We start from the raw sequence: 19615 nt of genomic DNA, 5'->3' as shown, positions 1-19615 counted from the left end.
GTCGATGCGGGGTGACGGAGGACCGCGTGGAGAGTGCCGATCAGGCGGAGGTCAGTCCGCCGTGAGCTCGGCCTTCGCCGCGTGAGTGCCGATCATCCCGGGAAGCGGCGGGCCGCTGGACACGGGACTCCGGACGACGGTCACCGTCGCCTGGGAGCGCTGCGGGGGATCGTTGGACAAGAAGTGGTGGGGACTGCCGCCCGTCAGCGCCGCTGCCTTGGACGTACCGCCGACGAGGTACGGAAAGGAACCCGGGTAGGAGTCGGCCGGGACGATGATGTGCCCGGCGCGGCGACTGTCGCGGACGACCTGCCTCGACAGGACGACGAAGTCGTGGTCCGTCGTGACGTCCACCCGGGCCTCCTCCGGGAGGACGACCGGTGTTCCGGCGACACCGTCGCCGTTCACGAAGACGGAGAGGGTGAATCGGCGTCGGGCGCCGAGATCGGTGGTGCCGAGCCCGTCGTCGGGGGCACGGACGCCCAGGAACAGGGCGGGGCGGACGGGAGCGCTCTGGCGGCTTCTGCGAGCGCCGGAGCCGCTCAGCCGTGCGAGGTCCCGCTCCACGCCGCCCAGAGCCGCGCGTAGGGCCCGTCGGCGGCGAGCAGCTCGGCGTGCGTGCCCTGCTCGGCGATGCGGCCGGCGTCCAGCAGCAGGACGTGGTCGGCGGACGCGGCCTGGCTGAGGCGATGGGCGACGACCAGCGCGGTGCGGCCGCGCAGGACCTCGGCGGCGGCGCGCTCGAGGAGGCCGGCGTCGGTCGAGCCGGCCTCGGCGGTGGCCTCGTCGAGGATCACGCCGGCCGGGTCGGCGAGCAGCACTCGGGCGAGCGCGAGCTGCTGCGCTTCGGCGGGGGTGAGCGCGGCTCCCGAGGCGCCGAGCGGGGCGTCGAGGCCGAGGCGGGCGAGCATCCGCTCGGCGCCGACGCGCTGCAGGGCGTCGGCGAGGGCGGCGTCGGAGGCGGCGGGGGCGGCCAGGGTCAGGTTGTCGCGGAGGGTCGCGTCGAACACGTGCACCTCCTGGGTCACGAGCACCGTCGGGAACGGGCGGGCGACGGTGCCGGTGTCGGGGACGAGCAGGCCGGCGGCGAGGGCGGCGAGAGTGCTCTTGCCGGCCCCGGAGGCGCCGACCACGGCGACGGTGGCGCCGGTCGGCACGTGCACCGAGACGTCGTCGAGCACGGGGTGCCCGGGGACGTGCGCGTGGCCGATCGCGGTGAGATCCAGGCCGTCGGAGGGCGCGGGGGCCGGCGCGGCAGGCGTCTCCGCGGTGATCACTCCGACGATCCGGCCGAGGGAGGCGAGGGCCGACTGCAGCTCGTCGACGACGAAGAGCAGCTGGTTGATCGGGCCGAACAGGCGGAGGAAGAGCAGCATCGCGGCGGTCGTGCCGCCGAGGGTGCCGGAGCCGCTCGACACCAGGAGGAAGCCGACGACGAGCAGGGCGCTCATGCCGAGGAGCTCGGCGAGGTTCAACCGAGCGAAGAAGCCGTTCTGGATCGCACGGGCCCGCATCGTCACCCGCACCACCGACCAGGACGCTGCGGCGATCCGCTCGAGGTGCTGTCGGCCGAGGCCGTAGGCGCGCACGGTCTCGAGGCCGTTCAGGGAGTCGAGGAGGCGCTGGGCGCGGTCGGACATCGCCGAGCGCTCCGCGGCGTAGACGTCGGGTGCGGTCCGGTGGTACCAGCGGAGCGCGAGCAGGTGCACGGGGACGACGGCGAGCATCGCGGCGGCGTAGCGGAGGTCGATCACGGCCATGCCGACGACGGTGACCAGGATGGTGAAGAGGGCCCCGGTGACGGCGGGGACGACGCTCGGGATCGCGTCCGACACCTCGGCGACGTCGTCGCCGGCGCGGGCGATCAGGTCGCCGGTGCCGGCGCGCTCCACGCGGGCCGGGGGGAGGCGGAAGGCGGCGTCCACCATCCGCTCGCGCAGCTCGGCGAGCATCCGCTCGAACAGCCGCGAGGCGGCGACGACGCCGACGGCCGAGAGCACGGCACCGGCGGCGACCGCGGCGGCGGTCACGAGGCCGAGCAGCACGACGACGGCGGGGTCGCGCTCGGTGGCGGTGACCGCGTCGACGACGGCGCCCAGGGCGAGGGGCGGGACGACGCCGGCGGCCGCCGCGGCGACGAGCACGACGACGAGGGGCGGGAGCAGGAGGCGGCCGCGGCCGAGGGCGCTCCACGAGGCACGGAGGACGGTGCGGCTGGACGCGGTCGGGAGACGGTCGGCGGTCAACGCGAGACCTCGGAGATCCGGTCGGCTCCGTCGTCGGCCACGACCTCGTCGGCGCGGACCTCGACGACGCGATCCGCGACCGCGAGGAACGCGGGGGAGCGCGAGAGGACGACGGTGCGGTGCCCGCCGCGGACGGCGCGCAGCCTCGACGCGATCGCGGCCTCCGTCACGGCGTCGACCGCCGTCGTCGGATCGTGCAGCACGAGCAGCGGCGCGTCCTGAGCGAGCGCCCGGGCGAGCGCGACGCGCTGGCGCTGACCGCCGGACAGTGCGGAGCCGCCCTCGCCGACGTCACCGTCGAGGCCGCCGGGGAGGACGCCGGCCAGCTCGGCGCAGCCGGACGCCGTGAGGGCGCGGTCGGCGCTCGCCGGGTGCACGCCGGGGAGCTGCACGTTCTGGCGCACGCTCCCCGAGAACAGCCGGGCTGCGTGCGGGGCGACGAGGGCGCCCGGGTGCGCCGAGCGCAGTCCGGCCAGCACCGCGTCGGCGGTGGCGCCGTCGACGGCGACGACCACGAGCTCTCCGGCGCGCAGCTCGTCGAGGGGGAGGGAGCGCCCGGGCGGATCCGCGCCCTCGCTCTCGCGGAGCAGGGCGAGCAGGCGCGCGGCCGACGCGGTCGCGGTCGCCCACCACGAGCCGGCCTCGCGGGCGGCGTTCTGCAGCGGATCGATCAGGAACTGCGCGAGGCCCACGACGGTGATGAAACCGCCGACGCCGAGCTCGCCGGCCAGGGCGAGGAGGGCGGCGGCGACGGCGACGGCGGTGAGGAGGAGACCGGTGGCAAGATCCATCACCCCGCCGAGGACTCCCTCCGCCCGCCGCGCGTGGACGGTGCTGCGCAGGGCGAGCCGGCTGGCGGTGCGGTAGCGGCGCGACGCCTCCTGCTCGGCGCCGATGCCGCGGAGGACGCGGTAGCCGGCCAGGAGATCGGCGGCGCGCCCCGCGGTGTCGGCCGCCGCCTCCTGCTCGTCCTCGCTGCGGCGGCGCAGCCCGCGCCCGGCGAGCTCCGTCGCCCCGAGCAGCAGCGGGGCGCCGACCAGCACGGCCAGGCCCAGCGGCCAGGAGATGCCGAGCAGGACCGCGCCGCCGAAGAGCACCGCGGCCAGCTGGCCGACCGGGTGGACGCCGATCTCGACGGCGGCCGAGAGCCGGTTGACGTCCGAGGTGGCGAGCGAGAGTGCGACGCCCGGCTGATCGGAGGCGCGGCCGCCCCGCGCGGGCCGCAGCAGCAGGTGCTCGGCGACGAGGCCGCGCAGGCGGTGCTGGACGACCAGCATCCCCAGCTCGGCGAACCGCGAGCCGAAGCGCCAGGAGAAGGAGAGCAGGGCGAAGTCGGCCGCCAACAGCGCGAGGTGGAGCAGCAGCTGCAGCGGATCGCCGGTCGCGACGGCTCGGTCGATCGCCAGCCCCATCAGCACGGGGACGAGCGCCTCGCCGATCTGATGGCTGATCACGAGGACCAGGGCCGGTACGGAGTAGCGGCGGGCGCCGGTGAGGACGCGGAGGGTCAGCCGGGCGGGGGTGGTGGTGCCGTCGCGGCGGATCGGCCGGGCGTCGATCGGCTCGGGCGGCGCCTGCAGCAGCGGACCGCGCGGGTTCCTCGTCCGCGGTCTCCCCTGGCGCTCCCGCCGGCGCCGCGTCATCGGCGCTGCCCGGCGCGCTCGCGGCCGACCGGGGCGACGAGCGGAGCGCCGGTGACCGGATCGGGGATCACGACGCAGCGCAGGCCGAAGACGTGCTCGACCAGCTCCGCGGTGACGATCTCGCGGGGAGCGCCCTGGGCGACGACGGCGCCGTCCTTCATCGCGACGAGGTGGCTGGCGTAGCGCGCCGCCTGATTGAGGTCGTGCAGCACCGCGACCAGGGTCCGGCCCTGCTCGTGCAGGTCGGTGAGCAGCTCCATCAGCTCGATCTGGTGGGCGATGTCGAGGAAGGTCGTCGGCTCGTCGAGCAGCAGCAGCGGGGTCTCCTGCGCGAGCACCATCGCCACCCAGACCCGCTGCCGCTGCCCGCCCGAGAGCTCGTCGACGGGGCGGTCGGCCAGCGCGGCGACGCCGGTCGCGGCCATCGCCGCGGTCACCGCCTCCTCGTCGGCGATCGACCACTGCCGCAGGAACCCCTGGTGCGGGTGCCGGCCGCGCGCCACGAGGTCGGCGACCGTGATGCCGTCGGGGGCGAGCGAGGTCTGCGGCAGCAGCCCGAGCACGCGCGCCACCTCCCGCGGCTTCGCGGCGGCGATCGCCCGGCCGTCGAGCAGGACCTGCCCGGTGCTCGGAGCGAGCAGGCGGGAGAGCGCGCGCAGGAGGGTCGATTTGCCGCAGGCGTTCGGTCCGACGATCACGGTGAAGGAGCCGTCGGGGATCTCGAGGGAGAGCGCACGCGAGATCACGCGGCGGTCGTAGCCGAGGGTGAGGTCGACGGCGGCGAGGCGGGCGGTCATGAGCGTCTCCGTGCTTCGTGGATGAGGAGGCCGACGAGGTAGAGGCCGCCGACGACGACGGTCACGACGCCGACGGGGAGCGAGCCGGGCAGGACGTGCTGGGCGGCCGTGTCGGCGCCGAGCAGCACCAGCGCGCCGACGAGCGCGGAGGGGATCAGCGCGATCCCGGCGGTGCGGGCGAGGCGGCGGGCGATCTGCGGAGCGGCGAGGGCCACGAAGGCGATCGGGCCGCAGGCGGCGGTCACCGCGGCGGTCAGGGCGACCGCGCCGATCACGAGCAGGACGCGGGTGCGCTCCACGGGAGTGCCGAGCGCGCGGGCCGCGTCGTCGCCGAGCTCGAGCTGCCGCATCGGTCGGCCGAGGAGGCCGAGACCGGCGAGCGCCACCGTGATCACGGCGGCCGCGGGCAGCAGCTGATCCCAGCCGACCGGGTTGAGCGAGCCGGCGCCCCAGACGGAGGCGACCATCGCGATCTCCAGCTTCGCCCGCAGGACGAGGTAGGTGCTCAGCGCCTCGAGCATTGCCGAGACGCCGATGCCGACGACGATCAGCCGGAAGCCCTGGACGCTGCGGCGGTAGGCGAGCAGGTAGACGAGCGCGGCGGCGATCAGGCCGCCGAGGACGGAGCCGGCCGCGACGGGCGGCGAGCCGGCGCCGGCGCCGAGCACGATGATCGCGAGCAGGCCGCCGGCGTAGGAGCCGGAGGTGAGGCCGATGATGTCGGGACTGGCGAGCGGGTTGCGGGTGAGCGACTGGAAGACGGCGCCCGCGACTCCGAGTGCCGCGCCGAAGAGGACCGCGCCGAGCACGCGCGGCAGCCGCCACTCGACGACGACCGTGCGGGCGATGCCGGAGCGCTGCCCGAGCAGGGCCGCGACGACGTCGGGGGCCGAGAGCGGCAGCTCGCCGAGCCCGAGCGCGACGACCGCCAGGGCGAGGACCGCGGCGGCGAGCACTGCGCCGACGAGGAGGGTGCGCCGGCGGACCCGCACCGAGAGCGGGCCGCCGCGGAGAACGAGCGTCACAGGGTGCTCGCCTTCGCGCGGCGCACCAGATGGATGAGCACGGGGGCGCCGACGAACGCGGTGACCACTCCGACCGGGACCTCGCCCGGCCAGAGCGCCACGCGGCCGAGCACGTCGGCGAGGAGCAGGAGGGTCGGTGCGAGCAGGACGGAGAGCGCGAGGATCCAGCGCTGGTCGGGGCCGGCGATCCAGCGGGCGACGTGCGGCACCGCGAGCCCGACGAACCCGACCGGCCCGGCGATCGCCGTCGCCGACCCGGCGAGCAGCGTGATCGCGAGGACCGAGAGCAGCCGGGTCCGGCCGAGACGCGTGCCGAGGGAGGCGGCGAGGTCGTCGCCGAGGCCGAGCGCGGTGAGCGAGCGGGCGGCGGCGAGGGCGATCACGACTCCCACGAGGACGAAGGGGGTGGCGGGGAGCACGACGTCGAGGCCGCGCTCGACGAACGACCCGGCGTTCCAGCCGCGCAGGGCGGTGAAGGTGACCGGGTCGAGCAGCATCATCGCGGTGGTGACCCCGCTCAGCACGGCGGCGACGGCGACGCCGGCGAGGGTGAGGCGCACCGGGTCCGGGCCGCCGCGGCCGACCGAGCCGATCAGGGCGACCACGGCCGTGACGACGAGCGCGCCGAGGAAAGCGAACGGCAGGTACTGCGCGGGCGAGCTCGCGCCGAGGGCGACGCCGATCGCGACGAACAGCGCCGCCCCGGCGTCGACGCCGAGGATGCCGGGGTCGCCCAGCGGATTGCGGGTGAGCGCCTGGATCACGGCGCCCGACACTCCGAGCGCGGCGCCGACGACGAGGCCGGCGAGCGTCCGGGGGAGGCGGAGGTCGACGACGACCTGATCGGCGATGGAGCCGTCGTAGGCGGTGAGCGCGTGCCAGAGCTCGGCCGGGCCGAGGTGGTTCGAGCCGACGAGGACGCTCAGCAGTGCGGCGACGACGAGGGCGGTGAGCGAGGCCGCGAGACCGAGGCGGCGGTTCCGCCGGACGGTCGGCACCGCCGCCTCGGTCTCGAGGAGGATCGTCATGGAGTCGTCAGCCCTCGATGCTCTGCGGGGCCTCGCCGGCGACGGCGTCGACGAGCCTCGGCAGGAGCTTCTCGAGGACGAACGTCTGGCTGAGCGGGGTGAGGAAGTAGATCGCGCCCGAGAGCTCGGGGTCGGTGAAGACGGCGTGACCGCCGGTGACCGCGGAGAGGCTCGACGTGGTGCCGAAGTCGAGCACCTCCTGCACCCCCTCGGCCGACTCGGTCGCGAAGACGATCACGTCGGCGTCGATGAGGCCCATGTTCTCGGGGGAGATCAGCGCCTGCTGGTCGGCGCCGGGGGCGTACTGCTCGAGCCCGGGCGTGATGGTGAAGCCGAGGTCGGTGAGGAAGTCGGTGTTGAGGCCGTCGGGGTAGACGTACATGCTGCCGTCGTAGGGCACGCCCTGCGAGAAGGTGGCGGTGAGCCCGGCGAACTCGGGGTGCGCGGCGGCGGCGTCTTCGTAGGCGTCCTCGACCCCGGTGATCAGCGCCTCGCCCTCGGCCGAGCGGCCGACGGCGCGGGCGACCTGGCGGGTCTGGTCCTGCCAGCGGGAGAAGTAGAGGCCGGAGCCCTCGACGCTGGTGACGGTCGGCGCGATCTCGGCGAGCTTGTCGTAGATCTCCTCCGTCATCCCGGCATTGGTGCCGACGATCAGGTCGGGCTCGAGGGCGGCGATCCTCTCGTACTCGGGGCCGTCGGTCTGGTCGAGCACGGTCGGCTCCGCGTCGCCGAGCAGGTCGGTCGCCCAGGGCCAGACGGCGTACGGCTGCTCGCCGTACCACTCGGTGGTGGCGATCGGAGTGACGCCGAGCTCGAGCAGGATGTCCTGCTCGGTGAGCCCCACCACGACGACGCGCTGCGGCTCGGCCGAGACGACGGTCTCGCCGTACTGGTGCTCGACGGTAACCGGGAAGGAGTCGGACGGCTCGGTCGTGTAGTCGGGGTTCTCGGCGCTCGCCGCGGCGGTGCTGCTGCAGCCGGACAGCGCGGCGACGCTCAGGGCGAGTGCCGCGGAGGCGGCGAGGAGGCGGGCGGGCAGGGCGCGAGGGGTCATGGCTCTTCCGTGGATCGGGTGGGCGGGGGAGGCGGACGTCAGGTTAGCCTTGCCTTACTCGATCCGCCATCGCCTCGAGCGGACACCGATCAGGGAGGGGGGACACCGTCGTGTCCGTCAGCGAACATCCGCGGTCCGGTGGTGCGGCTCAGACCGCTGCCGATGCCGTCGAGTGGACAACCGCCGTCTTCTCCGCTTCCCGATCGCGCGTCGTCCGCGGCACCGGCTTCGACGCTCACGTGCACCAGGAGGACCAGCTCGCGTGGATGGCGTCGGGTTCGATGGAGCTCGGCGTCCTCGGCGACCGCTGGCACCTGCGGCGTGAGCAGATGGCGTGGATACCGGCCGGGGTGCCGCACGAGATGGCCTTCGTCGAGCAGGGTGAGCTGATCAGCGTCTATGCGGATCCAGCGCTGCGACCGCGCGGCGACCGGTGGGGTGGAGCGCGGACTCTGCGGCTCGAGGACCTCGCCGGGTCCCTGGTGCTGCACCTGGCCGACGCCGATCCGCCGGCGGCACGTCGCCGGAGGTGCTGGCTGCTGCTCGGGGAGCTGCTCGACGAGGCGCCCGACGACGCGGCGGCGGTGGCGCTCCCGCGAGACCCGCGGGCCCGCGCGGTGGCGACGGCGCTGCTCGAGGACCCGGCGGATCCTCGGGAGCTCGCCGAGTGGGCGGCGCAGATCGGAGTGAGCACCAAGACCATCGCGCGCGCGTTCGCCGCCGAGACGGGCAGCACGTTCCGCGAGTGGCGGGTGCGGGCGCGGATGCACTCGGCGATCGGGATGCTCGTGCGGGGGGACGCCGTGCAGACCGTGGCGCCCGCGGTCGGGTACGACTCGGTGAGCAGCTTCATCGTGGCCTTCCGTGCTCGGCTGGGGCTGACGCCCGCGGTCTACGCGGCGCGGGCGCGGGGCTGATCGGCGGGGTCGGCAGGGCGCGGCCTCGCCGTGGTCGGGGGTGCGGGGCTACCCTTCGACGCATGCACCGGATCTTCACGACGAGCGTCGCCTCCGTGTACCCGCACTACGTGGCGAAGGCCGAGCGGAAGGGGCGGACGAGGGCCGAGGTCGACGAGGTGATCGTGTGGCTGACCGGCTTCTCGGACGAGGAGCTGCACCGCCACCTCGAGGCTGGGACGACCTTCGAGGACTTCTTCGCCGCGGCGCCCATGAACCCGAGCGCGGCCCTGATCACGGGAGTCGTCTGCGGCGTTCGCGTCGAGAGCGTCGAGGATCCGCTGATGCAGCGGATCCGCTGGCTGGACAAGCTGGTCGACGAGCTGGCGAAGGGCAAGGCGATGACGAAGGTGCTGCGCGGCTGACCGGCGGTCACCGCTGCAGACCGCGACTCGTGCCCGAGGCCGCGATGCAGGCGTCCCGCAGTCGGCCGAGATGCTCCCGCCATCCGGCCTCGTGCTCGAGGCGGAGTCCTTCCTCCGCGCGGATCTCGGCGAAGCCCTGCTCGACGATGATCACTTCCGCTCCTTCCGCCGACGCCGCCGTGGTCACGGTCACCGTCACTGTCAGGAAGCCGCTCCACCCGGGCTCGGTCCACTCGAAGGAGAGGCGCGTCGGGGCGTCGACCGCGAGGACGCGGCCGGTCGCCTCGAACGTGCGCCCGCCGTCCGTCCAGGTCTCACGGAGTGGAGAACCGGTCACTGCATCGAACTCGAGGTCGGGCCACCAGGTGGACCGGTCGACGAGGAGACGCCAGACCTCCGGGGGCGTCGCCGGGAGGTCGATCGAGGCCAGAGCGGAGTCGTCGCTCGGTGTGCCCTCACTCATCGCTGCCCGTGCTGCCGTCGGACCCCTGACCCGGTCCTGAGCCGGATACCTGTCCGGCTGGTCTGCGTACCGGCGGACCACGTCGGCGTCGGACGGCCACCACGAGGAGCGCGATCACGGCGACGACGGCGAGCCAGGGGAGGAGGAAGCCGAGGCCGATGAGGGCGCCGTTCGCGGCGACGACCAGACCGTTCCAGCCGGCGAGCAGGCCGTCGAGGAAGCCGGTGGGCCGGGCGGTGACGGGCGACGACTGCGGAAGGATCGTCACCGTGAGGGTCGCCAGCGACACCTGACCCTCGAGGGCGGCGAGCTGCTGCTCGGAGGACTCGAGCGAGGCCTGGCGATCGGCGAGGGCGGACTCCGCGGCGAGGAGGTCGGCGAGGCTGCCGGCCTGGGCGATCAGCTCGGTCAGCCGGTCGACGGAGGCCTGGGCGGCGTCGACCCGCGCGCGGAGGTCGATCGCCTGGGTGGTCACGTCGCGCCGGTCGATCGAAGAGCCGGTCACCGTGCCGAGGGCCGCCAGCGACTCTCGAGCGTCGGCGAGCCGGTCGGCGGGGACTCGGATCGAGACGCTCCCCGCGCCCTCGGGGAGGGGCGCGTACTGCGACGGGTCGAGAGCGGGATCGGTTCCGGCCGCCGACGCGCTGGTGCTGGAGCTGATGGTGGAGCTGGAGCTCTCGACGTAGCCGCCGAGCGCGGCTGCGGTCGCGCTGAGCGCGGCGATCGCGTCGGCGACGGAGCCGGCCTCGAGCGTCGCGTTCGCCGTGGACACGACCTCCCTACCGGTCCCCTCCGCGGACGCGTCGCCGGGTGCCTCCGCCGCGCCCTGTGCCGAGCCGTCGGCGAACTGGGGTGCGGACTCCGCGCCCGACTGCCCGAAGTCGAGACCGCCCGCCTCACTCGAGGACCCTGCCGCGCTCGACGCGGACCCCGCACCGGCGCCGCCTCCGATCAGGGGGCCGACGACGACGGCGATCACGAGGAGGCCCGCGGCGACGCTCCCGATCGCGGCGACGCGTCGGCGACGGGCTCCGCTCTCGCGGCGCGCGGCGCTGATGGAGCGGAAGACCCGCGCCTCGAGTGCCGAGACGCGGTCCTCGTCGAGGGTGTCGAGCTCGGGCGCTGGGCGATCGGACGCGTGGATCTCGGCAGGCTGGAACTCGGAGGCCTGGAGCGCATTCACCCGTTCGTCGGTGGGTTCGGTCATGACGTCTCGGCTCCTCGGAAGTCGTCGACCACGAGTCGGAGGCGTCGACGGACGCGCGACAGGCGGTTGCGGACGGTGGCGTGCGAGACGCCCAGGGTGAGCGCGGCCTCCTCGTAGCCGCGCCCCTCGGTGGCGCAGAGGCGGAAGATCGCGCGGTCGAGCTCGGCGAGCCCGGCCGTCTCGCGGAGGATCGCCTCGGCGAGCGCGGCGGTGACGATCTGCTGCTCGAGGTCGTGCGGCGAGGGCGTCTCGTCGTCGGCCTCGACGGTCCGCTCCCGGTCGCGGAGGCGGGAGCGCAGGCGGTTGGCCGCTTGGAAGCGGCAGATCGTCGCGAGCCAGGGGAGGAGGGAATCGCTCACCAGCTCGAGCCCGCCGAGTCGGCTCCAGGCGAGGACGAAGGTCTCCTGCGCGACGTCCTCGGCGTCCCGGGGGTCGCGGAGGATTCCGTGCGCGAGCCAGTAGACGGGGCGGACGTAGGCGCGATAGAGGGAGCGGAAGGCGAGCTCGCTGCCGGCCGCCGCGCGGCGGACGAGTTCCGCGTCGGTCTCCTCCGGCGGCAGCTCCGACGGCGGCTCTCGCGGCGGCTCGGCCGGCCCAGCCGGCTTCTGCACGGCCGTCGTTCCCCTGACAGACGTGCTCTCCTGAGTGGGCGTCATTCGCGGACCTCCTCTCCCTCTCACTCTGACAGTGTCGGGCGGGCGCGGATCGTCTCAGAATCCGATCCGGCCGCCGAGGAGAGCGCCGCCGCTACGACAGATCCGGGATCACGATCTGCTGCAGTGCCCAGGTGTTGCCGTCGGGATCGGCGAAGTACACGAACTCGCCCCAGGGCTGCGAGTCGACCTCGGACACCTCCGCGCCACGAGCCAGCAGCTCCTCCCGGGCCTTCGCCGCGTCCGCGACGACCATCTGCAGGCCCTTCTGCGAGCCGGGCACCATCTCGGTGATGCCGATGCCGAGAACGATGGAACAGGCAGACCCGGGAGGCGTCAGCTGCACGAAGCGCAGCCCCTCGTGCACGGTGTGGTCGTGATCGGCGACGAAGCCGATCCGCTCGACGTAGAACCGCTTGGCGCGATCGACGTCGGTCACCGGAACGGCGACGAGCTCGAGCTTCATGTCCATGGTGTCTCTCCTGCTCCGTGTCCTTCGAGCGCCCGGCTGAGCTCTCGGGGTCGACGCTAGAGCGGCATCAGGTCGGTTCACGTCCTGATGGAGGAGCAGGATGTCGGCATGGCCGCGACCACCTCCCGTGCACTCGCTCTGCTCGCCCTGCTGCAGACCCATCGGCAGTGGTCGGGGCCGGTTCTCGCGGCGCGCCTCGGCGTGACGGAGCGGACTCTGCGCCGTGACATCGAGCAGCTGCGCGAGCTGGGCTACGCCGTGGCGGCGACCCGCGGCGCACTCGGCGGCTACCGGCTCGAGCCGGGCAGCCGCGTCCCCCCGCTGCTCCTCAGCGACGACGAGGCCGTGGCCGTGGCGGTCGGGCTCCGGCTCGCGGCCGACGAGGGGCTCGCCGACGGCGAGCGGACGACGCTGAGCGCCCTCGCGAAGTTCGAGCAGGTGCTGCCGAGTGCTGTGCGGGAGCGCGTCAGCGCGGTCGGCGGGGTGCTCCGGTCCGCCAGGCCGCGCGCCGCGTCGATCCCGCCGGAGATCCTCGGCCGGATGGCGCTGGCCTGCCGCGACCACGAACGGCTCCGCTTCCACTACGTCGCGGCGGACGGGGCCGAGAGCGACCGCGTCGTCGAGCCGCACGCGGTGGTGTCCACGCATCGCTCCTGGGTGCTGGTCGGCTGGGACCGGCAGCGCGAGGACTGGCGGACGTTCCGGCTCGACCGGGTGAGCCGGCTCCTCGAGACCCGCGTGCACTTCGAGCCGCGGCCGCTCCCCGAGGACGACGCCGCGGCGTTCGTGGCGTCGTCCGGGCGGACGGCGCGGTACGAGCTGGTGGTCGATCTGGTGATGCCGATCGACGAGGTGGTGCGGGTCTTCGGGCGATGGTCGGCGGGATCCGTCGCGCTCGACGCTCGGTGGACGCGCTGGCCGGTGGAGGCGGAGACGGTGGCCGGTCTGCTCGCGGCGCTGGTCTGGATCCCGGTGGGCGTGGAGCATCGGGTGGACGGGGATCCGGACACGCTCTCGGCGGTGCGCGCGGCTCTCGAGCGGATGCACGCCGCTGCGTCGAGGTGACGCCGTCCCTCCACAGGAGAGGAGTCGCGGCGGCTCTCCACGGATCCGCCGACCGGCTCCCACGGCGGGCGGGGAGACGACGACCGTAGCCGCATGACTCCTACCGATCGCCTCGCCACCGCCCGCCACAGCCCCTCCCGGGAGCCGGAGCTCCTCCGCGTGAGCGGGCTGCCCGACCTGCTCGCCGCCGTCCCCTCGATGATCGGCCTCCATCCGGAGGACGCCCTCGTCGTCGTCCCGTTCCTCGGGAACCGGGCGGGAGGCGGTTTCCGCTTCCCGATCCCTCACCGACTGCGCCGAGCGGAGATCGACCAGCTGGCGGGCCGGTGCGAGCGCTTCACGGCGTCGATCTCGCGGGCGACCGCGGTGCTGGCCATCGTCTACACGCGGCAGAGCTACGAGACCGCGCGCGGCATCCCGCTGCTCGACCTCGGCCGCACCGTCCTCCGGCGGCTCGAACGGACCGACCTCGGGATCGTCGGCGTGGCCTGCGTCGCCGCCGACGGCTGGGGGCGCTACACCTCGATCGAGGAGAAGCGCGAGCCGCGCCCGCTCGCCGAGATCGAGGAGAGCCCGACCGGCGTCCTCGCGCGCGCGGCGGCTCCCGAGCCGCTCGACGTGACGGCGCTCGCCGCACTGCCGACGGTCTCGGACTCCGATCGTGCGACGGTCGAGGCGATCGTGCGTCATCCTGCCTCGGGGGCGCACGACGTGATCGGCCTGGTCGAGCGCTGGCTGCACGGCCCGCCGGCACCGCGTCAGGAGGCCACGCTCATCCGGGTGCTGCAGTCCCCGGCGCTGCGCGATCAGGCGACCCTGCAGATCGCGCTCGGCTGCGAGACGGCGTTCGAGGAGCGGCGGCGACAGAAGCGGCTCGAGGGGGAGCAGGCGCGCACCGGCCGCTCGATGGACGAGCTCATCGAGAGCGACGCCGACGCGGGACTCGAGGACGCGCACGACCTGCTCTCCGCGTCGCTGATGATGGGGACGGGGCCCGGCCCGGATCTCGAGCGGACCGAGCGAGCGACAGGTCGGCTCGCTCGGGCAGCAGCGCTCGCGCCCGCCGAGGCGCGGCCGCCGGTGCTGACCGTCCTCGCCTGGTGCTGGTGGGCGCTCGGCGTCTCCTCGATCGCCACCCGGCACCTCGAGGAGGCGCTCCGGATCGACCCGCACTACTCGCTGGCGAGGCTCCACCGGTCGGTGCTCGAGATCCGCGCCGTGCCCGACTGGGTGCTCGACTCCGCGACGCGTTCCCTGGACCGGGCGGCGGCGCACGTGTGACCGGCGCGGCGAGCACGGGGTGACGAGGTGCCGAGGGCTGCTCTTGCCTCCTCGGACGAGCGAGAGTAACGTGCAACCACATGGTTGTAAGAATCGAGGACGAGAGCGACGTCGACCGGCTGTTCCAGGCGCTGGCCGACAGAACGCGGCGCGACATCGTCGCACGGGTGCTGGAAGCGGAGCAGTCCGTGACAGTGCTCGCGGCACGCTACGAGATGTCCTTCGCCGCGGTGCAGAAGCATGTCGCGGTGCTGGAGCGGGCGGAGCTCGTCCGCAAGCGCCGCAGCGGGAGGGAGCAGCTCGTGAGCGGAGAGGTCGCCTCGCTCAGGAGGGCGGCGCGACTGCTCGAGGACTACGAGCTGCTCTGGCGCGATCGCGTCGACCGCATCGCCGACGTCCTCGCCGAGGACGAGGTGCGACCACCGGAGGAACGAAGGAAGGGACGTGCAGGATGACCGTCGTGGAGTCCGTCAAGGACATCGAGAACCTGACCATGACCATCACCGCCGAGTTCGAGGCGCCCGTCGAGCGGGTGTGGCGGATCTGGGTGGATCCGCGGCGGCTCGAGCGCTGGTGGGGACCGCCGACCTGGCCGGCGACCTTCGAGACGCACGAGGCGGTGGAGGGCTCTCGGAGCCGGTACTTCATGACGGGGCCGGACGGGGAGAAGGCCCGCGGCTACTGGGTGGTGACGAAGGTCGAGGAGCCGACGCGGTTCGAGTTCGACGACGGCTTCGCCGACGAGGAGGGGCACCCGGACGACTCGATGGGGGTCACCCACGCGGTGGTCACCCTCGCCGAGGTGGACGGACGCACCCGGATGACCGTCCGCTCCTCCTTCGAGACCCTCGAGCAGCTCGAGCAGATGGTGCAGATGGGCATGGAGGAGGGGATGAACCAGGCGATGGGTCAGATCGACGCGCTGCTCGCGGAGTGAGCAGGGCCGAGAGTTCGCGGCGGTGGGCGCGCCGTCCGGCGACCGGCCGTCTCAGGTCTGCGGCGCCGAGTCGGTGAGGTCGGCGGCGTACGCGGCGACCGATCGGCGATAGCGCGGCAACGTCGGGGCGAGCGCCTCGAGGGCGGTGCGCAGCGCCTCGTCGGTGCGACCGGCGCTGTGCAGAGCGAGCGCGAGGAAGACCTCGCGCGCCGCACCGATCGACGGGTGCTGCTGGGCGGAGGAGAGGAGGGCGATCGCCTCCTCGGTCCGGCCGAGGTTCCGGAGGGTCGAGGCGTACTGGATGCTCAGTCGGGCGAGCCGCTCGTCGTCGAGACCGGCGGCGACGGCGCGCTCGTACTCCTCGGCCGCCTCCGCCTCGTGGCCTGCGCTGTCCAGGGCACCGCCGAGCTCGAAGTGCGCGACTCCGTCGCTGCCCGGGTAGCGCGCGGCGAGCACTCGCATCCGTTCGACGACACCGTCCGGATCCTCGAGGCCGTCGAGCCGGTCGACGGCGCGCTGCCAGAGGAGGAACTCGTCGTCCGCGTCGTCCTCGGACGCCGCTCCGAGCTCCTCGAACAGCGTCACCTGCAGGCCGTCAGGGGAGCGCAGGCGGGAGTTGAGAGAGCGCCACGGCGTCTCCCGCGGGGAGGCGACGAGTTCGGCTCCCGCGGCGGCGAGGGCCGCGGTCGCGGCGGCGGCGTCGTCGACCTCGAAGGCGACGCGGAGGAGGTCGCTCGTGTCGCCGTCCGTCTCGAGGCCGTCGATCATCCGGACCTGCGCGGGGTTCGCCAGCTCGAGGGTGGCGATGCCGGCCTCGAGGATCGCGACGCGGGCGTCGCCGTCGCCGTCGAAGGCGGCGCGCTCGGTCAGACCGAGGGCGTCCCGGTAGAAGCGGAGAGCCGCGTCGAGGTCGTCCACCTGGACGACGAGACGCAGCTGGCGGACGGCGGAGGAAGTGGAGGCGGTCACGTGCCGACGCTACCGGGTCTCGATACGCCCGCTGCGCGGGCTACTCGATCAGCATGGGCTCGCTCATGCGGATGCGGTGTCATCCGACGCCGTGGGGGAGTCGGGCGCGGTGAGGGTCTCACTGCTGGTGCCCTCGACCTCGGCGGCCGCGGCGCGGCGGCCGGCCTCGATCACGGCGGTGGAGGCGGCGGCGCCGGCGACGAGGGCGAAGAGCGCCCAGCCGGCGCCCCACTTCCGCTTCCCCACGAGGCCGTCGAAGGAGAGCGCGCCGGGGCCGTCGGCCACGATCGCGGTCGCGGCGGCCGCGAGCAGGCCGTTGTACTCCCAGCCCCCGCCGCTGTTCCAGAGGCCGTTCGCCCAGTGCACCTTGCGGACGGCCGTGACCATCGTCGCGATCAGCCCGGCCGCCGCGACCGGCGTCGCCAGGCCCAGGGCGAGCGCGGCGCCCCCCGCGGTCTCGGTGACGGCGGCGGCGACCGCGTTCCGGCGCGCCGGGTGCAGCTCCAGGCTCTTCATCATCTGTTCGGTGCCGTCGAGGCCCGGGCCGTCGAACGAGCCGCGGAGCTTCTGCAGTCCGTGTCCGACGAACAGACCGCCGACGGCGAGACGGAGAACGAGCGAGCCGACCTTCATGGTGACCTCCGGGAGGGGTGGGGTGGTGTGGGACGTGTAGAGCGAGCGTCGCGGCTGGACCGGGCCGGGTCAAGGGGTCGCGCCGACCTCTGGAATCGAGCAGACAAGGCCTAGGCGGTCAACCGGTTCGCCTCCTATGATCGGAGCAGATCGACTCGAAGGAGAGCACGCATGACCGGACGCCTCACTGGCAAGACCGCCCTCGTCACCGGAGCCGGCTCCGGCATCGGCCGGGCCGTCGCGGAGCGCTTCGCGCGCGAGGGCGCCCGGGTCGCCTTCACCGACCGCGACCTCGCCGCCGCGGAGGACGCAGCGGCCGCCTTCCCGGACTCCGTCGCCGTCCGGCTCGACGTCTCGGACGAGAGCAGCGTCGAGCAGGCCTTCGCCCGCCTCGCGGCCGACGGCTTCGCGGTCGACGTGGTCGTCGCGAACGCCGGCGTGCAGCTCTTCGGCCAGGACGCGAAGATCGCCGACCTCGACCTCGACGTCTGGCGCCGCACGATCGACATCAACCTCACCGGCACCTTCCTCACCGTCAAGCACGCCGTCCGTGCACTGCGAGGCCGCGGCGGCTCGATCGTCCTCACCGGCAGCCCGACCGGGCTCAACGGCGAGGGTCAGGACTTCACCGCCTACAGCAGCTCGAAGGCCGGCATGCACGGCCTTGCCCGCACCGTCGCCGCCGCCTACGCGGGCGAGGGGATCCGCGTGAACACGGTCGTCCCCGGCTACACGGAGACCCCGCTGGTGACCGCGATCTCGGGCGACGCCGAGGCCCGCGCGGCGATCACCTCGCGGATCCCGCTCGGTCGGCCCGGCTCCGCGGCGGACGTCGAGGGAATCATGGTCTACCTCGCCAGCGACGAGTCGAGCTACGCCACCGGCGCGCTCTTCCGCGTCGACGGCGGCATGACCACCCTCTGATCGTGCCCGCGATCGAGATCCGGCCCGCCGCGCAGACGGTCCCGGCCGGGCTCCTCCAGGACGCCGAGCGCGACGAGCGGGCGGTCCGCTGCGGCCCGTGGTCGCTGCGGTTCTCCGACGGCCGGCTCGACGACCTCCGGTTCGGCACGGCGCGGATCCTCCGCGGGGTCCGCTTCGTCGTCCGCGACGAGGACTGGGGGACCTTCGCGACCGTCCGCGCAGCGCTCGAGATCGAGGGCGGCACTCTCGTGGTCGAGGGCGAGAGCGCTCAGGGCGAGGCCCGCGTCACCTGGACCCTGCGCGCCGACTTCTCCGGAAACTCGCTCACGATCGCACTCGAGGCACGCGCGAGCACGCCCTTCCTCCGCAACCGCCTGGGGCTGATCGTGCTGCACGGCACGGAGAGCGCCGGAGCGACCGTCGAGGCGCGCCACCCGGGCGGCACCACCGACCGCTTGGCCTTCCCCGAGCGGATCGCGCCCCATCAGCCCGCGCAGGACCTCGCCGGTCTCGCCTGGACCGCCGACGGCGTCCCGGTCGAGCTGACCCTGGAGGGCGACGTGTTCGAGACGGAGGATCAGCGCAACTGGACCGACGCGTCGTTCAAGACCTACTCGACGCCGCTGAGTCTGCCGTTCCCGGTGCCGGTCGCCGCGGGGGAGATCGTCCGGCAGAGCCTGCGGATCGACTGCGGCGGCGCGCCGCCGACCGTCACACGGGAATCGATCGCGTCCCCCTCCGTCCTGCGGACCGGCAGGGCCGGGTACCCGCTCCCCGAGATCCGCACCTCCGCCGCGAGCGCGTCGACGGGCCTCCGGCCGGATGTGCGACCGGCGCTCGATCTGCTGGTCGAGTGCGACGTGCGCTGGACCGGCTGGCGTCGCGCGTTGCAGCGCGCGCTCGAGGACGCCGGCGGACGCCCTGTCGATCTGCGCGTCGTCGCGTCCGGGCCGGAGGACGTCCGCACGGTCCTCGACGAGCTCGGCGACGCGCCGCTCGCCCGCCTCGGCGTCTTCGCCGCCCAGGGTCACCGCAGCACACCCGAGCTGCTCGAGGCGGCGCGACGGGCGGCGGCCGAGCGCGGCGCCGAGGTCGTCGGCGGGGTCCGCTCGCACTTCACCGAGCTCAACCGCGGCGCGGACGCCCTCGCGAACGGGGAGGCGTCGCTCGCCTTCAGCATCACCCCCTTCATGCACGACCGCTCGGGGCACCAGCTCGTCGAGTCCCTCGGCGTGCAGCGCACGGTGGTCCGCGACGCGGCGGCGATCGCGGACGGCCGACGCCTGCACATCGGTCCGGTCACGCTCGGTGCGCGGATGAACGCGGTGTCGACCTCGCCGTTCGACCCCGGCGCCGCCGACATCGACGGGTCCGGCTACGGCCCGGAGATCGTCCCGGGAGCGACCGACGAGCGCCAGCACGCGCCTGAGTTCGCAGCCTGGGTCGTCGGCAGCGTCGGCGCGCTCGCGGTCCCGGGCGTCGCCTCGCTCGCCTACTTCGAGCAGTGGGGACCGCGCGGTGTCGTCACGGCGGCCGGCGTCACGGCCGCCGGCACAGTGCTCCAGTGGGCGGCGGCCCTCACCGGGTCACCTCGTCTGGACGCGGACGCGCCGGGACTCGTCGCGCTCGGAGCTTTCGCCGCAGACCGCCGGGTGGTGCTGCTCGGCAATGCGGGCGGCACCGCGGTGGCGGTCGATCCGACGGGGATCGAGCGCTGGGAGGCGGCCGGGGGAGCGGACTGCGAGTCGTTCGTGCTCGAACCGGGCGGAGCCGCGCGGGTGCTGCTGACGCCGTAGCCGCGTCCGCGGACCGACGTCTCGCGCCGCAGGAACCGCTCGACGCGGGCGTCCCGCGGCGCGTCGACCGACGTGCGACGCCAGAGCCCGCCCCGACCACA

At 74.1% G+C, this 19615-nt stretch carries 21 protein-coding genes; 8 read left to right on the top strand and 13 right to left on the bottom strand.

The annotated features are described in order from the left end of the window. Nucleotides 1-51: 51 nt before the first annotated feature. Genes MT351_RS16130 through MT351_RS16100 form a run of 7 tightly spaced genes read right to left on the bottom strand, consistent with a single transcriptional unit; the run spans nt 52 to nt 7793 of the window. Nucleotides 52-567 (bottom strand): hypothetical protein, encoded by a 516-nt coding sequence (locus tag MT351_RS16130; RefSeq protein ID WP_243582651.1) that lies wholly within the window; start codon nt 565-567, stop codon nt 52-54. After that, on the bottom strand, nt 543-2246 hold the full coding sequence (locus tag MT351_RS16125; RefSeq protein ID WP_243582650.1) for an ABC transporter ATP-binding protein: 1704 nt from the start codon (nt 2244-2246) through the stop codon (nt 543-545). Before MT351_RS16125 ends, MT351_RS16130 begins: the two co-directional genes overlap by 25 nt. Continuing rightward, nucleotides 2243-3889 carry an ABC transporter ATP-binding protein gene (locus MT351_RS16120; protein WP_243582649.1) on the bottom strand — a complete coding sequence of 549 codons (1647 nt, stop codon included), beginning with the start codon at nt 3887-3889 and terminating at the stop codon, nt 2243-2245. Before MT351_RS16120 ends, MT351_RS16125 begins: the two co-directional genes overlap by 4 nt. Beyond that, a complete protein-coding gene (locus MT351_RS16115; RefSeq protein WP_123735970.1) occupies nt 3886-4686 on the bottom strand; it encodes an ABC transporter ATP-binding protein in 801 nt (266 codons plus the stop codon). Before MT351_RS16115 ends, MT351_RS16120 begins: the two co-directional genes overlap by 4 nt. Continuing rightward, the gene (locus MT351_RS16110) at nt 4683-5711 is read right to left on the bottom strand and encodes an iron chelate uptake ABC transporter family permease subunit (protein ID WP_243582648.1); all 1029 of its coding nucleotides are present in this window, start codon (nt 5709-5711) and stop codon (nt 4683-4685) included. Before MT351_RS16110 ends, MT351_RS16115 begins: the two co-directional genes overlap by 4 nt. Continuing rightward, the gene (locus MT351_RS16105; RefSeq protein ID WP_243582647.1) at nt 5708-6739 is read right to left on the bottom strand and encodes an iron ABC transporter permease; all 1032 of its coding nucleotides are present in this window, start codon (nt 6737-6739) and stop codon (nt 5708-5710) included. The genes MT351_RS16110 and MT351_RS16105 overlap by 4 nt, the downstream gene beginning before the upstream one ends. Nucleotides 6740-6746: 7 nt before the next feature. Then, complete coding sequence (locus MT351_RS16100; RefSeq protein WP_243582646.1) at nt 6747-7793, bottom strand: ABC transporter substrate-binding protein; 1047 nt, start codon at nt 7791-7793, stop codon at nt 6747-6749. A 239-nt stretch (nt 7794-8032) separates the two neighbouring features. On the opposite strand from MT351_RS16100, the gene MT351_RS16095 reads away from it, so the two are divergent. Both MT351_RS16095 and MT351_RS16090 read left to right on the top strand, forming a co-directional pair. Next, nucleotides 8033-8710, top strand: coding sequence for an AraC family transcriptional regulator (locus tag MT351_RS16095; RefSeq protein ID WP_243582645.1), 678 nt, complete (start codon nt 8033-8035; stop codon nt 8708-8710). Nucleotides 8711-8772: 62 nt separating this feature from the next. Beyond that, a complete protein-coding gene (locus MT351_RS16090; RefSeq protein ID WP_123732924.1) occupies nt 8773-9114 on the top strand; it encodes a DUF2200 domain-containing protein in 342 nt (113 codons plus the stop codon). 7 nt (nt 9115-9121) lie between these two features. On the opposite strand, the gene MT351_RS16085 is transcribed toward MT351_RS16090, so the two are convergent. The 4 genes from MT351_RS16085 to MT351_RS16070 form a co-directional block, all read right to left on the bottom strand. Continuing rightward, the gene (locus tag MT351_RS16085) at nt 9122-9577 is read right to left on the bottom strand and encodes an SRPBCC domain-containing protein (RefSeq protein WP_132438468.1); all 456 of its coding nucleotides are present in this window, start codon (nt 9575-9577) and stop codon (nt 9122-9124) included. Continuing rightward, entirely contained in the window at nt 9570-10784 is a 1215-nt protein-coding gene (locus MT351_RS16080; RefSeq protein ID WP_123735963.1) for a DUF4349 domain-containing protein, read from the bottom strand. Before MT351_RS16080 ends, MT351_RS16085 begins: the two co-directional genes overlap by 8 nt. Continuing rightward, nucleotides 10781-11344, bottom strand: coding sequence for an RNA polymerase sigma factor (locus MT351_RS16075; RefSeq protein ID WP_243582660.1), 564 nt, complete (start codon nt 11342-11344; stop codon nt 10781-10783). The genes MT351_RS16080 and MT351_RS16075 overlap by 4 nt, the downstream gene beginning before the upstream one ends. Nucleotides 11345-11531: 187 nt before the next feature. After that, a complete protein-coding gene (locus tag MT351_RS16070; protein WP_123735961.1) occupies nt 11532-11909 on the bottom strand; it encodes a VOC family protein in 378 nt (125 codons plus the stop codon). 108 nt (nt 11910-12017) lie between these two features. On the opposite strand from MT351_RS16070, the gene MT351_RS16065 reads away from it, so the two are divergent. The 4 genes from MT351_RS16065 (at nt 12018) to MT351_RS16050 (ending at nt 15192) form a co-directional block, all read left to right on the top strand. Beyond that, the gene (locus MT351_RS16065; RefSeq protein WP_243582644.1) at nt 12018-12974 is read left to right on the top strand and encodes a YafY family protein; all 957 of its coding nucleotides are present in this window, start codon (nt 12018-12020) and stop codon (nt 12972-12974) included. Nucleotides 12975-13067: 93 nt separating this feature from the next. Beyond that, nucleotides 13068-14255 carry a DUF4192 family protein gene (locus tag MT351_RS16060; protein WP_123735960.1) on the top strand — a complete coding sequence of 396 codons (1188 nt, stop codon included), beginning with the start codon at nt 13068-13070 and terminating at the stop codon, nt 14253-14255. Between the two features lie 80 nt (nt 14256-14335). Then, the gene (locus MT351_RS16055) at nt 14336-14710 is read left to right on the top strand and encodes a helix-turn-helix domain-containing protein (protein WP_123735959.1); all 375 of its coding nucleotides are present in this window, start codon (nt 14336-14338) and stop codon (nt 14708-14710) included. Continuing rightward, nucleotides 14707-15192, top strand: coding sequence for an SRPBCC domain-containing protein (locus MT351_RS16050; protein WP_123735958.1), 486 nt, complete (start codon nt 14707-14709; stop codon nt 15190-15192). The genes MT351_RS16055 and MT351_RS16050 overlap by 4 nt, the downstream gene beginning before the upstream one ends. Before the next feature lie 51 nt (nt 15193-15243). On the opposite strand, the gene MT351_RS16045 is transcribed toward MT351_RS16050, so the two are convergent. After that, entirely contained in the window at nt 15244-16161 is a 918-nt protein-coding gene (locus MT351_RS16045) for a tetratricopeptide repeat protein (RefSeq protein WP_243582643.1), read from the bottom strand. 63 nt (nt 16162-16224) lie between these two features. After that, complete coding sequence (locus tag MT351_RS16040; protein ID WP_132438461.1) at nt 16225-16794, bottom strand: DoxX family protein; 570 nt, start codon at nt 16792-16794, stop codon at nt 16225-16227. 171 nt (nt 16795-16965) lie between these two features. Here MT351_RS16040 and MT351_RS16035 point away from each other — a divergent pair, with 171 nt between their 5' ends. Continuing rightward, the gene (locus tag MT351_RS16035; RefSeq protein ID WP_123735956.1) at nt 16966-17718 is read left to right on the top strand and encodes an SDR family NAD(P)-dependent oxidoreductase; all 753 of its coding nucleotides are present in this window, start codon (nt 16966-16968) and stop codon (nt 17716-17718) included. A gap of 2 nt (nt 17719-17720) precedes the next feature. Then, the gene (locus MT351_RS16030) at nt 17721-19514 is read left to right on the top strand and encodes a hypothetical protein (protein ID WP_132438460.1); all 1794 of its coding nucleotides are present in this window, start codon (nt 17721-17723) and stop codon (nt 19512-19514) included. Nucleotides 19515-19615 lie beyond the last annotated feature (101 nt).

The sequence above is a fragment of the Rathayibacter sp. VKM Ac-2926 genome (assembly GCF_022815565.1).
Classification (GTDB): Bacteria; Actinomycetota; Actinomycetes; order Actinomycetales; family Microbacteriaceae; genus Rathayibacter; species Rathayibacter festucae.
This window is presented reverse-complemented; position numbering and strand designations above follow the sequence as displayed.

Bases quoted from the DNA above. Each gene is read 5' to 3' on its own strand.
- MT351_RS16055 (WP_123735959.1), top strand. From the start codon at position 14,336: ATGGTTGTAAGAATCGAGGACGAGAGCGACGTCGACCGGCTGTTCCAG.
- MT351_RS16105 (WP_243582647.1), bottom strand. From the start codon at position 6,739: ATGACGATCCTCCTCGAGACCGAGGCGGCGGTGCCGACCGTCCGGCGG.
- MT351_RS16090 (WP_123732924.1), top strand. From the start codon at position 8,773: ATGCACCGGATCTTCACGACGAGCGTCGCCTCCGTGTACCCGCACTAC.
- MT351_RS16065 (WP_243582644.1), top strand. From the start codon at position 12,018: ATGGCCGCGACCACCTCCCGTGCACTCGCTCTGCTCGCCCTGCTGCAG.
- MT351_RS16115 (WP_123735970.1), bottom strand. From the start codon at position 4,686: ATGACCGCCCGCCTCGCCGCCGTCGACCTCACCCTCGGCTACGACCGC.
- MT351_RS16085 (WP_132438468.1), bottom strand. From the start codon at position 9,577: ATGAGTGAGGGCACACCGAGCGACGACTCCGCTCTGGCCTCGATCGAC.
- MT351_RS16100 (WP_243582646.1), bottom strand. From the start codon at position 7,793: ATGACCCCTCGCGCCCTGCCCGCCCGCCTCCTCGCCGCCTCCGCGGCA.
- MT351_RS16080 (WP_123735963.1), bottom strand. From the start codon at position 10,784: ATGACCGAACCCACCGACGAACGGGTGAATGCGCTCCAGGCCTCCGAG.
- MT351_RS16120 (WP_243582649.1), bottom strand. From the start codon at position 3,889: ATGACGCGGCGCCGGCGGGAGCGCCAGGGGAGACCGCGGACGAGGAAC.
- MT351_RS16040 (WP_132438461.1), bottom strand. From the start codon at position 16,794: ATGAAGGTCGGCTCGCTCGTTCTCCGTCTCGCCGTCGGCGGTCTGTTC.
- MT351_RS16070 (WP_123735961.1), bottom strand. From the start codon at position 11,909: ATGGACATGAAGCTCGAGCTCGTCGCCGTTCCGGTGACCGACGTCGAT.
- MT351_RS16050 (WP_123735958.1), top strand. From the start codon at position 14,707: ATGACCGTCGTGGAGTCCGTCAAGGACATCGAGAACCTGACCATGACC.
- MT351_RS16060 (WP_123735960.1), top strand. From the start codon at position 13,068: ATGACTCCTACCGATCGCCTCGCCACCGCCCGCCACAGCCCCTCCCGG.
- MT351_RS16035 (WP_123735956.1), top strand. From the start codon at position 16,966: ATGACCGGACGCCTCACTGGCAAGACCGCCCTCGTCACCGGAGCCGGC.